The sequence below is a fragment of the Pseudomonas sp. B21-031 genome (assembly GCF_024748985.1).
GTDB classification, from domain to species: domain Bacteria; phylum Pseudomonadota; class Gammaproteobacteria; order Pseudomonadales; family Pseudomonadaceae; genus Aquipseudomonas; species Aquipseudomonas kermanshahensis.
The window spans coordinates 3,045,185-3,064,545 of record NZ_CP087181.1 but is presented as its reverse complement, the minus strand read 5'-3'; the positions used below and the strand labels follow the sequence as shown (position 1 = coordinate 3,064,545).

Below are 19,361 nucleotides of genomic sequence, written 5' to 3'. Positions count from 1 at the left end.
GCCATCGACAGGCCTGGTACGTGTCCGGGTTTCGGGGGCCATACAGCCTGAAGGTGGGGTGCTTGAATCCGCGGATGATCAACCAGAAGGACCTGCCGAACCATGCCTGCCGCCCAAACCTTTGCCCTGACCGTTGCCCAGCGCGACATCTGGCTGGACCAGATCAGCCATGGCGACTCGCCGCTGTACAACATCGGCGCCTACGTCGAACTGGCCGGCGGGGTGGATGCCGAGCGGTTAAACCGGGCACTGGCGCACCTGGTCGCCCAGCATGATGGCCTGCGCACCGTGCTGGTAACGCAAGCGGGCCAGGGTGGCGTAGCCCGCCAGTACTTTGCCGACACGCTCGATGTGCAGTTGGTGCAGCACGATGTCCGCAGCGCGGATGACCCATTCGGCGCTGCCCTAGGCCTGTTGCAAACACAGATGCAGATACCGTACCGCCTGGATGCCAGCCCACTGTGGGGGGCGACATTGATCCGCCTGGGTGAGCAGCGGTACCTGTTTGCCGTGCAGGCCCATCACCTGGTTCTCGATGGCTGGGGCGTGGACCAGTGGTTCAAGCAGATCGCCGACCATTACCGCCTGCTTGAACAGGGGCTGGCACTGCCAGGCAGCGCACCGTCTTACCGCGCGTTCATCGAGGACGATGCCCAGTACCAGGGCTCGCCACGCCATGACCGTGACCGCGATTACTGGCTGGCCAAATACCAGCAGCTACCCGATGCCTTGCTGGCACCCCGCGAGCGTAATGCGCAGCACGTGTCGCCGCCCAGTGCGGTACTCGAACAGCCCTTCGATACCCGCTTGCTGGCACGTATGCGCGCCCTCGGCACGACGTTGCAGGCCTCGCCCTTCCATGTGCTGCTGGCGGCGTTGCATGTGTGCAGCGCACGTACCTGGCAGCGTGACGAGTGGGTGGTCGGCCTGCCGGTGCGCAACCGTGGCAACGCCCAGTTCAAGTCGACCCTGGGGCTGTTTACCCAAGTCAGCGCACTGCGCATGGACTTTGGCCGTGTACGCTCGTTCAGCGCGCTGGTACAGGGGATCCGCGATGCGCTCAAGCAAGACTTTCGCCATCAGCGTTTCGCCCTTAGCGAACTCAATCGCAACCTTGGTGCATTGCGTGAAGAGCGGCCCCACCTGTTCGAGCTGATGGTGTCGTTCGAGGAGGATGGCAACGACCTGCGCTTCGGTGACGTGCCTGGCCACACGGTGATGATCTGCAACGGCCACGAGCCCACGCCCTTGAGCATCCACCTGCGCTGCAACAGCCAACGCGACAGCGCGTGCCTGCACCTGGTGCACAACCGCGCCTGGTTCAGTGAAGAGGACGTGACAGCGATGTCCGAGCGCCTGCTGCATGTGCTGGAGCAAGGCCTGGAGCAGCCCGAACAAAGTATCGCGGCGTTCGACCTGCTGACCGCCCGCGAACACGCCCGCCTGCGGCAGTGGAATGCGACGGCGCAAGCAGCGCCTGAACAGGCTGAGGCGTTGATCCATCGTCGTATCCAAGCCCAGGCCAACGCCACGCCACACGCCGTGGCGGCGCTGCACGACGGCCAGCGTCTGAGCTATGGCGAGCTCGACCGGCGTGCCGACGCGCTGTCCCTGCACCTGTCAGCCCTTGGCGGCAAACCTGACCAGAGGGTAGCGGTGGTCGCCCAGCGCGGCCTGGACACCTTGGTCGGCCTGCTGGCCGTGCTCAAGGCCGGGGCCGCTTACGTACCGATCGACCCAGCCCACCCGCAGGAGCGCCTGGCCTATCTGCTGCAAGACAGCGCGCCGGCCGTGGTGCTGACCCAGTCGCGGCTGCTCGACCGCCTTCCGCCCCATGGCCTGCCACAGATCGTGTTGGACCGCTGGGACTGGAACACGGCAACCGCCGCAATGCCAGCGCCTGTGCAGCCGCAAGCCAGCGACCTGGCCTATGTCATCTACACCTCCGGCTCCACCGGCCAGCCAAAGGGCGTGATGGTCGAGCACCACATGCTGGCCAACCTGGTCGACTGGCACTGCAGTGCCTTCAACCTGGGCCCCGGGCGCCACCAGTCGAGCCTGGCCGGCTTCGGCTTCGACGCCATGGCCTGGGAGGTGTGGCCCGCGCTGTGCAGTGGCGCTACTTTGCACCTGGCACCGGTGCGTGACGGTTCTGAAGACATCGACGCCTTGCTCAGCTGGTGGCGCGCCCAGCCGCTGGATGTCAGCTTCCTGCCCACCCCGGTGGCCGAGCATGCCTTCGCCCAGGGCGAGCTGCACCCAACCTTGCAGACCCTGCTGATTGGCGGCGACCGCCTGCGGCGCCTGGCTCGCGAGCGGCGCTACCGGGTCATCAACAACTATGGCCCCACCGAAGCCACGGTGGTGGCGACGTCGGGCGAAGTAAACGCCGGCGGCCCGCTGCATATCGGCCGCCCGGTGGCCAACACCCAGGTGTACGTCCTCGATGAGCAGTGCCGTTTGCTGCCGATCGGCGCCCCTGGCGAATTGTATGTGGGCGGCACGGGGGTGGCCCGGGGCTACCTCAACCGGCCGCAGATGACCGCCGAGCGTTTTCTCGACGACCCGTTCAGTGCGCTGCCAGGGGCACGCATGTACCGCACGGGCGACCTGGTGCGCTGGCTGCCCGACGGCACGCTGGAGTACCTCGGGCGCAATGACGACCAGGTGAAAATCCGCGGTGTGCGGGTTGAACTGGCCGAAATCGAAGCTGCCCTGGCCAGCCATGCGGCGGTGCGCGAGTGTGTGGTGATGCTGCGCGAAGGCCAGTTGCAGGCTTGGTTCATTGGCGAGGCGGCGGTGCTGCCCAGGGCGCTGCATGACCACTTGCGCGAACGCCTGCCAGTCGCTTTGTTGCCGGTGGCCTATGTCAACCTGGCCAGTTGGCCATTGACTGCCAATGGCAAACTCGACCGCCGTGCCTTGCCGACAGCGGACGAAGCCGCCAAGGTGCGCCGCGAACACGAGGCGCCAATCGGCGACGTCGAGCAACGCCTGGCCTTGCTGTGGGCCGAATTGCTGCAGGTCGAGCGGGTAGGGCGCCAGGACCACTTCTTCGAGCTGGGCGGCCACTCGCTGCTGGCCGTGCAACTGATCGAGCGCATGCGCCAGCAGGGCCTGCAAGCCGATGTACAGGTACTGTTCGGCCAATCGACCCTGGCCAGCCTTGCGGCCAGCGTAGTGGTCGGCGAAGCCGCACACGTGCCGGCCAACCGGGTTCCGCCAGGGTGCCAGCACATCACGCCGGGCATGCTCACCCTCAGCGACCTCTCGCAGGTTGATATCGACCGCATCGTTGCCACGGTGCCGGGCGGCGCAGGCAACGTGCAGGAAATCTATCCGCTGGCGCCCCTGCAACAAGGCCTGCTTTACCACCACGTCACCGATGCTCGCGACCCGTACCAGCAACAGGCTTTGTTTACCTTTGCCAGCCCCATGCAGTTACAGGCCTTCACCGAAGCGTTGCAGCAGGTGGTCGACCGTCACGACATCTTGCGCACCAGCCTGGCCTGGGAGGGGCTAGAACAGCCCCAGCAGGTGGTCTGGCGCCAGGCCCTTCTGACGGTCGACAACTGGGAGGGGGAGGGACACGCAGGCAACATTGCCGGGCAAATGCGCAGCCACTTCGACACCCAGCAACGGCCCTTGGACCTGCGCCACGCACCGATGATGGCGCTGGCCTGCGCCGAGGATGCCCAGCACGGGCGTTGGTTGGGCTTGCTGCGCTTCCATCACTTGGTCAACGATGCCGTTTCGCTGCAGGTGCTGTTGGGCGAGCTGGACGCCTTGATGGCTGGGCGCGGCGAGCCGTTGCCGGCGCCTGTGCCGTATCGTGACTACGTGGCGCTAAGCGCTGCCCCCGAGCGCCAGGCCCGGCACGAAGCCTTCTTCCGCGAGCAACTGGCTGGCATCGAACCGCCAGCGCCGATTGCCGGGCTGGGCGGCGAGCCGGTCGACGAGGGTGACCTGCACAGCCATAGCCAGGTGATCGATGCGCCGCTGGCAGGCCTGTTGCGCGCTCAGGCCCGGCACCATGGCGCGAGCCTGGCCAGCCTGCTGCACCTGGCCTGGGCCCAGGTGCTTGGCGCCCTCGGTGGGCGTGATGAGGTCACCCTGGGCACCGTGCTGCTTGGCCGCAGCATGGCTGGCAACGGGGCTGATCGTGCCCTGGGCATGTTCATCAACAGCGTGCCCTTGCGGGTAGGCCTGGCGAATCGCTCGGTCGACCAGGCGCTGAGCGAGACCCACGCGCGGCTGGCCGCCTTGCTTGGCCATGAAGATGCGCCGCTGATCCTCGCCCAGCAGTGCAGTGGTTTGCCCGCCGGCACGCCGCTGTTCAACAGCCTGATCAACTACCGGCAAGGGGCAGTAATGCTCGGTCCGGTATTGCCAGGCGTGGAGCTAGCCGAAGCCAGTGAAGTACACAGCCATGGCCTGGTCCTCACGGTGGACGACCATGCCGACGGGCTACAGCTCGCCCTGCGCGCGCCGCGTGCGATTGGCGCGCAGCGGGTGCTGAACTACCTGTTGACCACCTTGCGCCAACTGGGCAATGCCCTGGCCGAGCGCCGCAGCACGCGCCTGGATGCACTGTGCGCGGTGCCAGATGGCGAGCTGCACCGCTTGCTGCAGGGCTTCAACGCCACCGAAGACCCGCAAAGCCCGGTCAGGCAGACCTTGCCGGCGCTGTTCCAGGCCCAGGTGCGGCGTACACCCCACGCCATCGCGCTGCAGGCTGAGGACGGCTGCCTCGATTACCAGGCCCTCAACGCCCAGGCCAACCGCCTGGCCCACCACCTGATCGCCCTGGGTGTTAAGCCCGACGCGCGGGTGGCGGTTTGTGTCGAACGTGGCGTTGCACTGATGGTCGCCTTGCTGGGCGTGCTCAAGGCCGGCGGCGCCTACGTGCCACTCGACCCCGCTTACCCGGCCGAGCGGCTGCGCTTCATGCTGGAAGACAGCACGCCGTCGGTGGTGTTGGTGCACGGCGCTACCCTGGGCCTGTTCGAGCAAATGCCAGGCCCTGTGCTTGACCTTGACCGTGGCGATTGGCACACCTGCTCGGCAGCCGACCCGCAAGTGCCGGGCCTGGGCCCGAGGCAGTTGGCCTATGTGATGTACACCTCGGGCTCCACCGGCTCCCCGAAGGGGGTGATGGTCGAGCACCGTGGCCTGTGCAACCTGATGCACTGGGGTTCGCGCATCTGCCCGCCACAACCGGGCGATGCCTTGCTGCAACGGGCGCCGTTCACCTTCGACGGTTCGGTCTGGGAGCTGTTCTGGCCGCTGACCGCCGGTTTGCGCCTGGTCCTGGCGCGCCCTGACGGGCACCGCGACCCGGCGTACCTGGTGCAGTTGGTGCAGGCCAGGCAGGTGACCACGATCAAATTCGTCCCGGCGTTGCTGCATCAGTTTTTGGAAGAGCCAGGTGTTGAGCGTTGCACTAGCCTGACGGACATCTTCTGCGGCGGCGGTGAACTGACATTGGCGCTGGTGCAACGCCTGCGCGAACGTCTGCCCGCGGTGCGCCTGCACAACGTCTATGGCCCGACCGAAGCGACAGTCGACAGCACCGCCTGGACCCTGCAGCCCCACGAACCGCTGCCGTTGATCGCGCCGCCGATTGGCCGGCCGATCACCAATACCCGCCTGTATGTGCTCGATGCGCATGACCGCCCAGTGCCACTCGGCGCGGTGGGCCAGTTGCACATTGGCGGGGTCGGCGTGGCCCGCGGCTACCTCGGGTTGCCGGCATTGCAGGCTGAGCGCTTCATCGCCAGCCCGTTCGTCGAGGGCGACCGCCTGTACCGTACCGGCGACTTGGTGCGGTACCGCCTGGACGGTGAGCTGGACTTTGTCGGCCGCAACGATTTCCAGGTCAAGCTACGTGGGTTGCGGGTCGAACTGGGGGAAATCGAAGCGTCGCTGACGGCGCATCCGGCCATTGGGCAGGCCGTGGTGCTGATGCGCGAAGAGCGCCTGGTGGCCTACTTTACCTGCCGCGAGGGCAGCAGCGCACCCGCGCTTGAAGTGCTGCGCAGCCACGTGCTGGCGCGCGTGCCCGACTACATGGTGCCGCAGGCGTTCGTGGCCCTGGCCCAGCTGCCGTTGAGCAACAACGGCAAGGTCGACCGCAAGGCCTTGCCAGCGCCCGGGGCCGAGTCGGTGATCAGCCGCCAGTACCAGGCCCCGCGTGGCGAGCTGGAAACCGCGCTGGCCGAGATCTGGACCGATGTGCTGAAGATCGAGCAGGTTGGGCGTGACGACAACTTCTTCGAGCTGGGCGGCCACTCACTGCTGGCGGTCAGCCTGGTGGCACGCATGCGCCAGGCCGGCTTGCATGTGGATGCCCGCACCTTGTTCAGCCAGCCGACCCTGGCTGCGCTGGCCGCCAGCACCCGCCTCGAGCAGGTCGAGGTGGTGATACCGCTGACCACCATTCCCAGCCTGGGCAAACGCAGGCGCATCTAAGATCGCCGGGGCCGCGTTGCGGCCCATCGCCCGCAAGCCAGCTCCCACAGGGTGCTCACAAGGTCTGAGCCTGTGCAGATACCTGTGGGAGCCGTCTTGCCGGCGATCACTATCCGAAATTGTCCCCGCTTCCCATGTCAGACCGACCGGTCACGATCCTTTAGCGTGTGCACGATTCCCATTCCAGGCAAAGCAGGATGCTTACCGATGCACTTCAGCGAACTGATGGCTGCTCTTTCCACCCGTGCGATCCGACTCCAGCGTGAAGACCAGGACCTGATCGTCCTCGGCGATGACGATACCCTGGACGACAGCTTGTGGGAGGCGTTGTCACGGCACAAGCCGGCGTTGCTGGAGATGCTCGCCGAACGCGATGACGACTGGCTCAGCCCGGCCTTCCGCATAACCCCCGACATGCTGCCGCTGGTCACGCTGGACCAGGAAGCCATCGACCGCATCGTCGCCAGCGTACCGGGCGGCGCAGCCAACGTTCAGGACATCTACCCGCTGGCCCCGCTACAGCAGGGCATGCTGTACCACCACCTGTCCGCCACCGAGGGCGACCCGTACCTGTCGCAGGTGCAACTGCGCTTCGCCAGCAAAACCCACCTGGAAGCCTTCGCCGAGGCGCTGCAGTGGGTGATCCAGCGCCACGATATCCTGCGCACCGGGCTGCACTGGGAATACCTCGACCAACCGGTGCAGGTGGTCTGGCACGAGGCGACGCTGGTCCGCGAAGCCGTGCCAGTCGCTGGCAGCACTGCCCTCGCCGAGCTGTGCGCGCGCTTCGACCCGCGCCAGTATCGTCTCGACCTGCGCCAGGCACCGCTGATGCAACTGATGCACGCACAAGGCGAGGGCACGACGTGGGTGGCGCTGCTGATGTTCCACCACGTGGTGATGGACCATACCGCCCTGGATATCGTGCGCCGTGAAATCCAGGCGCACATCGCCGGCCAGTCCGACCGACTGGCGGCCCCCATGCCGTTTCGCAATGTGCTGGCCGCCGCTCGCCAGGCACTGGATGAGGACGCCCATGAGCGCTTCTTCCGCGAGATGCTGGGCGACATCGATGAGCCCACGCTTGCCTTTGGCCTGCAGGACAAAGGTGACGTGCAACTGGAGCAAGCACGCCTGACCCTGCCGCCTGCGCTCAGCCAGCGCCTGCGCAGCCAGGCCCGGCAACTCGGCGTGAGCCCGGCAAGCGTGTTACACCTGGGCTTTGGCCGCTTGATCGGGCAACTGTCGGGCCGCCAGCAGGTGGTGTTCGGCAGCGTGCTGCTGGGCCGGATGACCACCGGCGACGGCAGCGAACAGGCGCTGGGGATGTTCATCAACAGCCTGCCGTTGCGCATCGACCTGGGCCCAACCAGCGTGCGTGACGCCCTGCTGGCCACCCACCGACGGCTCAGCGCCTTGCTCGGCCACGAACAAGCATCGCTGGCCCTGGCGCAGCGCTGCAGCGGTGTGGCCGCGCCGGCGCCGCTGTTCAATAGTCTGCTCAACTACCGGCACAGTGACGCCGGTGATGCCGCCGAGATCATCCCGGTGGCTGCTGGCATCGATATCGTCGGCGCCGAGGAGCGCACCGATTACCCGCTGACTGTCAGCGTCGACGACCTGGGCGACGCGCTGCGCCTAACCGTGCAGAGCCTGCCGGCGTGGAGCGCGTCACGCCTGTGCGCGCAGTTCGAACAGGTGTTGGCAAGCCTGGTCGACGCCCTGGAACACACCCCCGCGGCAGCGCTGCAAGGGTTGCAGGTATTGCCGCCTGCCGAGCGTGATCAGGTGCTGCAACAGTTCAACCACACCGCTCAGCTTTATCCGCAGGGGCACACCGTACACGCCATGGTCGAAGCCCGCGCTGCCACTGCGCCGGCAGCGGTCGCGCTGCTGCAGGATGGCCAGGCGCTGCGTTACGACGAACTCAACCGCCGTGCTAACCAACTGGCTCACCAGCTGATCGAACGCGGCGTTCAGGTGGGGGACCGCGTGGCCCTGTGCCTGCCGCGCAACAGTGGGCGCGTGGTTGCGTTGCTGGCAGTGCTTAAAGCGGGCGCGGCCTATGTGCCGGTGGACCCGGCGTACCCAGCAGAGCGTATTGCCTACCTGCTGGCTGACAGCAGCCCGACACTGGTCGTGAGCGAGACTACCGTGAATGGGCTGCCGGCCGAGGTGCAGCGCCTGGACCTGGACCACATCAGCACCTGTGCTGCGCACGACAGCAACCCACAGCGACCTGGGCTGGACGCGCAGCAACTGGCCTATGTGGTCTACACCTCCGGCTCCACCGGCCAGCCCAAGGGGGTGATGATCGAGCACCACACGCTCGCCAACCTGGTGCATTGGCACTGCCAGGCCTTTGCGCTGGACGCCGATGCGCACACGTCAAGCGTGGCCGGTTTCGGGTTTGACGCCATGGCCTGGGAGGTCTGGCCAGCCTTGTGCGCCGGGGCCACGCTGCACCTGCCACCCGCGCACATCGCCAACGAGCATGTCGATGAGTTGCTCGACTGGTGGCTGTTGCAGCCACTGAAGGTCAGCTTCCTGCCCACCCCGGTAGCGGAGCAGGCCCTGCGCCGGGAACACCAGCACCCGACCCTGCGCACCTTGCTGGTGGGCGGGGACCGCCTGCGCCAGTTCGAGCGAGCGCCAGGCTTTGCCCTGATCAACAACTACGGGCCGACCGAAACCACTGTTGTCGCCACCTCTGGGCAGGTCTTGCCCAACGGCGCACTGCACATCGGCCGGCCCATCGCGAATACCCGCGTCTATGTGCTGGACGAAGGCTTGCAGCCAGTCCCGGTTGGCGTCGCGGGTGAGCTGTTCATCGGCGGCGCGCAAGTGGCGCGGGGCTACTTCAATCGCCCGGCGTTGACCGAACAGGCTTTTCTTGTCGACCCGTTCAGCGAGCAGCCCAACGCACGCATGTACCGCAGCGGTGATCGGGTGCGCTGGAATGCCGACGGCACCCTCGACTACCTCGGCCGCAACGACGACCAGGTGAAGATCCGCGGTGTGCGGGTTGAGCTGGGTGAAATCGAGGCCACCCTCGCGGCGCAGCCGGGTATCGACGCCGCCGTGGTGCTGGTGCGGGGCGAGCGTTTGCTGGCCTGGTTCACCGAGACTGCCCCTGTCGCCCTGGACGCCTTGCGCCAGGCCCTGCAGGCCCGCTTGCCAGCGCACATGGTGCCGCTGGCGTTCGTGCGCCTCGATGAGCTGCCGCTGACCAGCCATGGCAAACTCGACCGCCGTGCGCTGCCTGACCCAGAGACCTCGCAGTTGTTCGGCCAGGCCTACGAAGCGCCCACGGGCGAAACCGAAGCGACGATGGCGGCGATCTGGGCCGACGTGCTGGGTGTGCAGCGGGTAGGGCGCCATGACAACTTCTTCGAACTGGGCGGCCACTCCCTGCTAGCGGTGACGTTGGTCGAGCGCTTGCGCAAGGCAGGCCTGCTGATCGATGTGCGGGTGCTGTTCGCCCAGCCGACCCTGGCTGCCCTGGCCGGCGCAGCGGGCATCGGCCACGAAGTGAAGGTGCCGGCCAACCGGGTGCCCGCGCAGGCCCAACGCATCACGCCGAGCATGCTCAGCCTGATCGACCTGGACCAGGCAGCAATCGACGACATCGTCGCCACAGTGCCGGGTGGCGCCGCCAATGTGCAGGAAATCTACCCGCTGGCCCCGCTGCAGGAAGGCATTCTCTATCACCACCTGAGCGCCGAGCAGGGCGACCCCTACCTGTTGCAAACCCGCCTGGCCTTCGACAGTGTCGAGCGCTTGCTGGCCTGGGCGGGTGCGCTGCAGAAGGTCATCGATCGCCACGATATCCTGCGCACCGCCGTGCTCTGGCAAGGGCTGGCGCAGCCGCTGCAGGTGGTATGGCGCAAGGCCGAGCTGGTGGTCAGCGAAATCGACGACCTGGCCGATGACGATGGCCTGGCGCGGGTCGAACAGTTGCATGCCCGGTTCGATGCGCGGCACCACCGGTTGGACCTGACCCAGGCGCCATTGACCCGCCTGTATTACAGCCTGGACCCGGCCAACCAGCAGGTGGTGGCGATTCTGCTGTTCCATCACCTGACCCTCGACCACACGGCCATGGACGTGGTTGCCCGCGAAATGCGCGCGTTGCTGTTCGGCCAGGGGCACACGCTGCCGGCGGCGGTGCCATACCGCAATTACGTGGCTCAGGCTCGCCTGGGTGACCAGGCGGGCCACGAGGCGTTCTTCCGCGAGATGCTGGCGGAAGTCGAAGAACCGACCTTGCCACTGGGCTTTGCCGATGTGCAGGGTGATGGCCGCGGCATCGAAACGGCATTCGAGGCACTGGACGGCGAAGTTGCCCATGGTTTGCGCACCCAGGCGCGGCAACTGGGCGTCAGTGCCGCCAGCCTCATGCACCTGGCCTGGGCGCGCGTACTGGGCGTGCTGGCCAACCGCGATGATGTGGTGTTTGGCACGGTGCTGATGGGCCGCCTGCAGGGCGGCGAGGGCGCCGATCGGGCGTTGGGGATGTTCATCAACACCCTGCCGCTGCGGGTGGACACCACGCTGGCCGTGCGTGCCGCCGTGCGCGCCACCCACCGCAACCTCTCGGCCTTGCTGGGCCATGAGCACGCGCCGCTGGCCTTGGCCCAGCGCTGCAGTGGCGTGACCGCGTCCGCGCCGTTGTTCAGTGCCTTGCTCAACTATCGGCACAGCACCGACGCGGCGCCCGGCGAGGCAATGTGGGAGGGTGTGCGCCTGCTCGGTGGCGAGGAGCGCAGCAACTACCCGCTGACCCTCAGCGTCAATGACCTGGGTGAAGGTTTCACCTTCAGTGTGCTGGCTATCGCAGGAATTGGTGCGGCGCGAGTCGCCGCCTGGATGGTCAATGCCGTCACCCAGTTGCTGCAAGCATTGCAGCAAGGGCAGGAAGCGCGGGTCGACAGCTTGTCGATCCTGAGCGACGAAGGGCGCCAACAGCTGCTGGGCAGTTTCAACGCCACCGCACAGCACTACCCGCAAGGGCTGACGGTGCACGCGCTGGTGGAGGCCCGAGCAGCCGAGACCCCGGATGCCACGGCCGTGAGCCAGGATGGCCAGGCACTCAGCTATGGTGAGCTGAACGTGCGGGCCAACCGCCTGGCGCACCAGTTGATCGCACGTGGCGTGCGCGGCGGTGACCGCGTGGCATTGTGTTTGGGCCGCAGCGCCGAGCGGGTGATCGGCCTGCTGGCCGTGCTCAAGGCCGGCGCTGCCTATGTGCCGGTCGACCCGGGCTATCCTGCCGAGCGCATTGCCTACCTGCTGGCCGACAGCGCGCCCGCCCTGGTGCTGAGCGAAACGGGCATTGCCGGCCTGCCTGCTGACATACCCCGGCTTAACCTCGACCAGGCCGCCGCCGATGACGCCCTGGACAGCAACCCGCACGTACCTGGGCTGGATGCGCACCACCTGGCTTACCTGGTCTACACCTCCGGCTCCACCGGCCAGCCCAAGGGCGTGATGATTGAGCACCACACACTGGCCAACCTGGTGCACTGGCACTGCCAGGCCTTCGCGCTGGAGGCCGGTGTGCGTACTTCGAGCGTCGCTGGCTTTGGCTTCGACGCCATGGCCTGGGAAGTATGGCCGGCGCTGTGTGCCGGTGCCACGCTGCACCTGCCACCTGCGCACATCGGCAATGAACATGTCGATGAGCTGCTCGACTGGTGGCTCGAGCAGCCGCTGGCGGTCAGCTTCTTGCCCACGCCGGTGGCCGAACAGGCGCTGCGCCGCGAACGCCAACACCCGACCTTGCGCACCTTGCTGATCGGTGGCGACCGCCTGCGCCAGTTCGACCGCGATCCAGGCTTCGCCCTGGTCAACAACTATGGGCCGACCGAGACCACGGTCGTCGCCACGTCTGGCCAGGTCTTGCCGGGTGCGGCGTTGCACATTGGCACGCCCATCGCCAATACCCGCGTCTATGTGCTCGATGCGCATCGCCAAGCGGTGCCCGTGGGCGTCGTGGGCGAGCTGTACATCGGCGGCGCGCAGGTGGCGCGGGGCTATTTCAATCGCCCTGAGCTGACCGAAGAGCGCTTCATCGCCGACCCGTTCAGCCGCAAGCCCGGCGCGCGCATGTACCGCAGTGGCGACCTGGTGCGCTGGAACGCTGATGGCACGCTGGACTACCTCGGCCGCAATGACGACCAAGTGAAGGTCCGCGGCGTGCGCGTGGAGTTGGGTGAAATCGAGGCGGCGCTGACAGCCCAGCCCGGTATTGCCGATGCCGTGGTATTGGTGCGTGGCGAGCGCCTGCTGGCCTGGTTCACCGAACAGGTGCCGGTGGCGGTCAAGGCTGTGCGTCACGCGCTGCAGGCCAGCTTGCCTGGGCACATGGTGCCGCAGGCGTACATCCGCCTGGACCAATGGCCGTTGACCCGCCATGGCAAGCTGGACCGTCGGGCCCTGCCTGAGCCGGACGCGGCCCAACTGATCAGCCAGGGCTATGAAGCCCCTGCCAGCAAGACTGAAGCGGCCATGGCCAGCGTCTGGGCCGACGTGCTGGGCGTGGAACGGGTAGGGCGGCACGACAACTTCTTCGAGTTGGGCGGACACTCGCTGCTGGCCGTGACCCTGATCGAACGCTTGCGCCAACAGGGCTTGCAGACCGACGTGCGGGTGCTGTTCGGCCAGCCCACCGTGGCTGCACTGGCTGCCGCGCTGGGCAAAGGTCGTCAGGTCAGCGTGCCCGAGAACCGTATTCCGGCGGGCTGCACCCACATCACCCCCGCCATGCTGCCTTTGCTGACGTTGGACGCCAGCACCCTCGCACGCATCGTCGCCACGGTGCCAGGTGGTGCTGCCAACGTGCAGGACATCTACCCGTTGGCACCGCTGCAGGAGGGCATTCTCTACCATCACCTGAGTGCCACAGACGAAGACCCGTACCTGCTGCAGTGGCGCGTCGCATTCGACAGCCACGCCCGCCTGCTGGCCTTTGCCCAAGCCTTGGACAAGGTCATCGCGCGCCACGATATCCTGCGTACCGCCGTGCTCTGGGACGGCCTGGCGCAGCCTGTGCAGGTGGTATGGCGCAGCGTGCCGGGCTCGGTGCTGGTCAATAGCAACGAAGCCACCGGCCCTCTCGACCTGAGCCAAGCCCCACTGATCCGCCTGCTGCAGACCCCACAGCCAGGCACCGAAGGCCTCGAAGCCACCCTGCAGTTCCACCACATCGCCCTGGACCACACGGCCATGAAGGTGGTGCTGGAAGAGATCCGCGATCACCTGCGCGGCCAGCAGCCCAGCCAACCGGCCGTGCCGTACCGCAACTACGTGGCTCAAGCGCGCCTGGCCATCAGCGAGGCCGAGCACGAAGCGTTCTTCCGCGCCGAACTGGCCGACATCGACGAACCGACCTTGCCCTATGGCCTGGCCGACCTGCAGGGCCAGGCCAGCGCCTTCGAGTTGGCCACGGTGCAACTGGCCACTGAGCAGTACCGGCGCCTGCGTAGCCAGGCCCAGCAGTTGGGCGTGAGCGCCGCCAGCGTGCTGCACCTGGCCTGGGCGCGGCTGGTGGGCGCCACCAGTGGCAAAGACCGCGTGGTGTTCGGCACCGTGCTGCTGGGCCGCCTACAAGGGGGCGCCGGGGCCGATCGCGGCCTGGGCATGTTCATCAATACCTTGCCACTGCGCCTGGACCTGCAAGGGCTAGGCGTGCGCGCCGGGGTGCACCTGGCCCACCAGCGGCTGAGTGCATTGCTGGTGCACGAGCACGCCTCGCTGGCCTTGGCCCAGCGTTGCAGCGGCGTGGCTGCGCCGACGCCGTTGTTCAGTGCCATGCTCAACTACCGGCATGGCGCCAGCCAGCCCGAGCAGCAAGCGCAACGCGAAGCCTTGGAAGGCATCCAGGCACTGCCCAGCGGCGGCCACGGCAACTACCCGCTAAGTGTCAACGTGGACGACCTGGGCGATGGCCTGCGGCTGACGGCCCAAGTCAGCGCTCAGGTGGGCGCGCAGCGTGTATGCGACCAACTGCTGCAGGTGCTGCACGGGTTGCTGGATGCACTTGAGCACGCGCCTGACACGCCAGTGCAGCAGTTACCGGTACTGACGCCTGATGAGCGCCGGCGACTGCTGGCCAATGCCCCGCAAACGCCTCACGACGTGGCGCAACCGCTGCACGGGCTGTTCGAGGCCCAGGTACGGCGCACCCCCAATGCCATCGCACTGGTCGCCGAGGACGGCGAGCTGAGCTATCGCCAGCTCGATGAGCAGGCCAATCGGCTTGCCCATCATTTGATCGGCTTGGGCGTCAAACCGGATGACCGTGTAGCGATCTGCGTCGAGCGCGGGCTGTCGATGGTGGTCGGGTTGCTGGCCATCCTCAAGGCAGGCGGCGCCTATGTGCCAGTCGACCCGGGTTACCCGGCTGAACGTATCCGCCACATGCTGAGCGACAGTGCGCCGCTGGCCGTGCTGGTGCACGGCGCTACCCGTGAGGTCGTACACGACACCCCGGTGCAGTTGATCGACCTCGATCAGCCTTGCTGGGAAGCCCAGCCGATCAGCAACCCACGCGTAGCCGCGCTGAAAGCGAGCCACCTGGCGTATGTGATCTACACCTCCGGCTCGACAGGCCAACCCAAGGGGGTAATGGTCGAACACCGCAACGTGGTCAACCTGGTGCGCTGGAGCCAACGCCTTTGCCAGGTGCCTGGCCCGGGCGCCGTGCTGCACAAGACCCCGGTCAGCTTCGATGCCTCGGTGTGGGAACTGTTCTGGCCGTTGTGCAGCGGCCTACGCCTGGTACTGGCGCGCCTGGACGGCCAGCGTGACCCGCACTACCTCGCGCAATTGATCGATGCGCAGCACGTCAGCGTGGTGCAATTCGTGCCGGCGTTGCTGCAGCAGTTCCTCGAAGCACCCGCCAGCGCTCTCTGCACCAGCCTCAGCGATATCGTCTGCGGTGGCGGTGAGTTGACCCAGGCGCTGGCCGCCCAGGTGCGCGAGCGCCTGCCGGGTGTGCGACTGCATAACGTGTATGGCCCGACCGAGACCACCGTCGATTGCAGCGCCTGGACGCTGGAACCGGGCGCGGACCTGCCGCACGGGGCATTGCCGATTGGCACCGCCATCGACAATACCCGGCTGTATGTACTCGACCGCTACGACCAACCCGTGCCGTGGGGCGTGGTCGGCCAGCTGCATATCGGCGGCGCGGGCGTAGCGCGGGGTTACCTGGGTTTGCCCGAGCAGCAGGCCGAGCGCTTCATCGCCAGTCCCTTCGTTGACGGCGATCGCCTGTACCGCAGTGGTGACCTGGTGCGCCAGCGCGAGGATGGCAACCTGGTCTTCCTCGGCCGTAACGACCACCAGGTCAAAATCCGCGGCCTGCGCATCGAGCCGGGCGAGATCGAAGCCTGCCTGGTGCGTGTGCCCGGTGTGCGCGAGGCTGTGGTGCTGGCCTACGACGCCCCGGCCAGTGGGCCGCGCCTGGTCGCCTACCTCACCGGTGAGCCGCCCGTGGCGGACAGCCTGCGTCAGACGCTGCTGCAGGACCTGCCGGAATACATGCTGCCGGCACAGTACATCCACCTCGACCAGTTGCCGTTGACGCCCAATGGCAAGCTCGACCGTAAAGCGCTGCCCGCGCCGGATGCCGCCTTGCATGAACGCCCCTACCAGGCGCCGCAGGGGCAGACCGAAATCCTGCTGGCCCAACTGTGGGCGCAATTGCTGGGCGTCGAGCACGTGGGCCGGCACGACAACTTCTTCGAGCTGGGTGGCCACTCGCTGCTGGCAGTAAGCCTGACCGCGCGGCTGCGCCTGGAAGGTCTGCAAGTCGATGTACGGACCCTGTTCGGCCAGCCTACCGTCGCGGCCCTGGCCGAGACCTTGGGGCGCAACCAGCAAGTGCAGGTACCTGAAAACCGCATCCCTGCCGGTTGTACTCAGATCACCCCAGACCTGTTGAGCCTGATCGACCTCGACCAACCCGCAATCGACCGCATCGTCGCGCGCGTGCCGGGCGGTGCGGCCAATGTGCAGGACATCTACCCGCTGGCCCCGCTGCAGGAGGGTATCCTTTACCATCACCTGAGCGCCGAGCACGATCCCTACGTGCTGTATTCCCGGCTACGTTTTGACAACGGCGAACGCCTGCAAGCCTTCGCCAGCGCGCTGGACCAGGTCATCGCCCGCCACGACGTGCTGCGCACAGCTGTGCTATGGGACGGCCTGCCGCAGGCTGTGCAGGTGGTCTGGCGTCACGCACCGCTGCAGGTTCTGCGCGACGACGGTGCGGCTACCGTTGGCCTGGACTTGAGCCAAGCGCCGCTGATTCGTCTGCTCCATCGCCAGGCACCGGGCAGCGAGTGCATCGAAGCCACCTTGCAGTTCCACCACATCGTCCTCGACCACACCGCCCTGGAGGTGGTCGGTGAGGAGTTGATTGGCTTCCTGCAGGGCACGCCGCCGGTCCAACCCCCCGTGCCGTATCGCAACTACGTGGCCCAGGCGCGCCTGGGTATCAGCCAGGACGAACATGAGGCGTTCTTCCGCGAGCAGTTGGCGGATGTCGACGAGCCGACGTTGCCATTCGGCCTTAGCGATGTGCAAGGCGATGGCCTTGGCATGCAAGAAGCCAAGCTGGCGCTGTCGGCCGCGCTGGCCGCAGGGCTGCGGCGCCAGGCACGGCACCTGGGCATCAGTGTCGCCAGCCTGTTCCACCTGGCTTGGGCGCGCCTGTTGGCCGCTGCCAGTGGTAAGGACCGCGTGGTGTTCGGCACGGTGTTGCTGGGGCGCCTGCAAGGCGGTGAGGGCGCCGAGCGGGCGCTCGGTATGTTTATCAATACCTTGCCGCTGCGGGTCGACCTGGGCGAGGTTAGCCTGCGCGAAGGGGCGCAGGCCGTGCATCAGCGCCTCAGTGCACTGCTGGCGCACGAACACGCGTCCTTGGCGTTGGCCCAGCGCTGCAGTGCTGTGGCTGCACCGTTGCCGTTGTTCAGCGCCATGCTCAACTACCGCCATGGCGCAGAAGCCAGCGCCGAACAGCGGCAGGCGTGGCAAGGCATCGACGTGCTCGAAGGCCAGGAGCGTACCAACTACCCGTTGAGCCTGAACGTTGACGATTTGGGGGAGGGCTTCCGCCTGGTTGCCATGACCCCGGCCGACGTAGGCGCGGCACGTATCTGTGGGCAGATGAACCAGGTGCTGGAGGCCATGGTCGAGGCGCTGGAGCAGACGCCGGCACTGCCAGTGCAGCGCTTGCCGGTGCTGGAAGCGCAGGAGCGTGAGCGTGTGCTACTGGGCTTCAACGACACGGCGGTGGACTATGACCTTGAGCAGACCCTGCACGGGATGATCGAGGCGCAGGTGTTGCGTACGCCGGATGCGGTCGCGGTTAAAGCCGAAGACGGGGTACTGAGCTATCGCCAGCTGAATGAGCAAGCCAACCGATTAGCACATCACCTGATTGAACTGGGTGTTAAATCTGATGATCGGGTGGCGATTTGCGTCGAGCGTGGGCTGTCGATGGTGGTTGGCTTGCTGGCCATTCTTAAGGCCGGCGGCGCGTATGTGCCGGTTGACCCGGATTACCCAGCGGAGCGCGTGCGGCATATGCTGAGCGATAGCGCGCCAGTGGCGGTGCTGGTGCACAGTGCTACGCGGCACGTACCGGATTCGGCCCAGGTTATCGACCTGGATCAGCCGACTTGGAACGTCCAGCCTTCCAGCAACCCAGTTGTCACCAGCTTGACCCCGCGTCACCTGGCCTACGTGATCTACACCTCAGGCTCCACCGGCTTGCCGAAGGGCGTGATGAACGAGCATGCCGGCGTGGTCAACCGCCTGTTGTGGATGCAAGACGCCTATAACCTCGGCGCAGACGACGTGGTCTTGCAGAAGACCCCGTTCAGCTTTGACGTATCGGTATGGGAGTTCCTCTGGCCGCTGCAAACTGGCGCACGTCTGGTCATGGCGCGCCCCGGCGGCCATCGCGATCCTGAATACCTGCGCCAGGTGATCCGTAGCGAAAATGTCACGACCTTGCACTTCGTGCCCTCGATGCTGGATGTGTTCCTGGCTCACGGCCAAATATCGGCAGATGGTCTCAAGCGCGTCCTGTGCAGCGGCGAAGCTTTGCCAGGCAGCCTGGTCCGACGCTTCCACACGCAACTGCCGACTGTGGAACTGCACAACCTGTACGGCCCGACCGAAGCAGCGGTGGACGTGAGCGCCTGGCATTGCGTGACGGCGCCGGACAACACCCCCATCGGCAAACCCATCGCCAACACCACGCTTTACGTACTCGACAGCCAAGGCCAGCCAGTACCGCAAGGCGTGGCCGGTGAGCTGTTCATCGGCGGCGTGCAAGTCGCCCGAGGCTACCTGAACCGCATCGAACTGACCGCCGAACGGTTCCTCGACGACCCGTTCAGCACCCGCCCTGGTGCACGCCTGTACCGCACCGGCGACCTGGCGCGGCACCTGGCCGATGGCAACATCGAGTATCTGGGCCGTAACGATGACCAGGTGAAGCTGCGCGGCCTGCGTATCGAGCTGGGTGAAATCCAGGCTGGGCTGACGGCCATCGAAGGCGTGAAGGAAGCCGTCGTTGTCGCCCGCGACCAGCGTCTGGTGGCGTACTACACCGGTGAGCAAATGGCCGCAGACGTTCTGCGCACGGCATTGCTGGCCCACCTGCCGGAGTTCATGGTGCCCGCGCTGTTCCTGCACCTGGACGCACTGCCCCTAAGCCCCAACGGCAAACTCGACCGCAAGGCTTTGCCATTACCGGACGCCGAAGCCCTGCAAAAAGGTGTTTACGAAGCCCCAGAAGGCGAAACCGAAACCCTGCTGGCTGCGATTTGGGCCGAGCTGCTGGGCGTTGAGCGGGTAGGGCGGCATGACAA

Annotated in this window: 2 protein-coding genes (1 of these 2 cut by a window edge); both read left to right on the top strand. The window is 66.6% G+C overall.

From position 1 onward, the window contains the following. Positions 1-102 precede the first annotated feature (102 nt). A complete protein-coding gene (locus LOY53_RS13420) occupies positions 103-6,471 on the top strand; it encodes a non-ribosomal peptide synthetase (protein ID WP_258702760.1) in 6,369 nt (2,122 codons plus the stop codon). 207 nt (positions 6,472-6,678) lie between these two features. Beyond that, a protein-coding gene (locus tag LOY53_RS26695; protein ID WP_309475924.1) for a non-ribosomal peptide synthase/polyketide synthase crosses the window boundary here: on the top strand, positions 6,679-19,361 show its 5' portion. The gene runs 9,649 nt beyond the window's last position; the window shows 12,683 of its 22,332 coding nt (coding positions 1-12,683); its start codon is at positions 6,679-6,681; its stop codon lies beyond the right edge, outside the window.

Excerpts from the sequence above, each read along its gene's own strand:
- LOY53_RS13420 (WP_258702760.1), top strand. The coding sequence starts at position 103 with ATGCCTGCCGCCCAAACCTTTGCCCTGACCGTTGCCCAGCGCGACATC.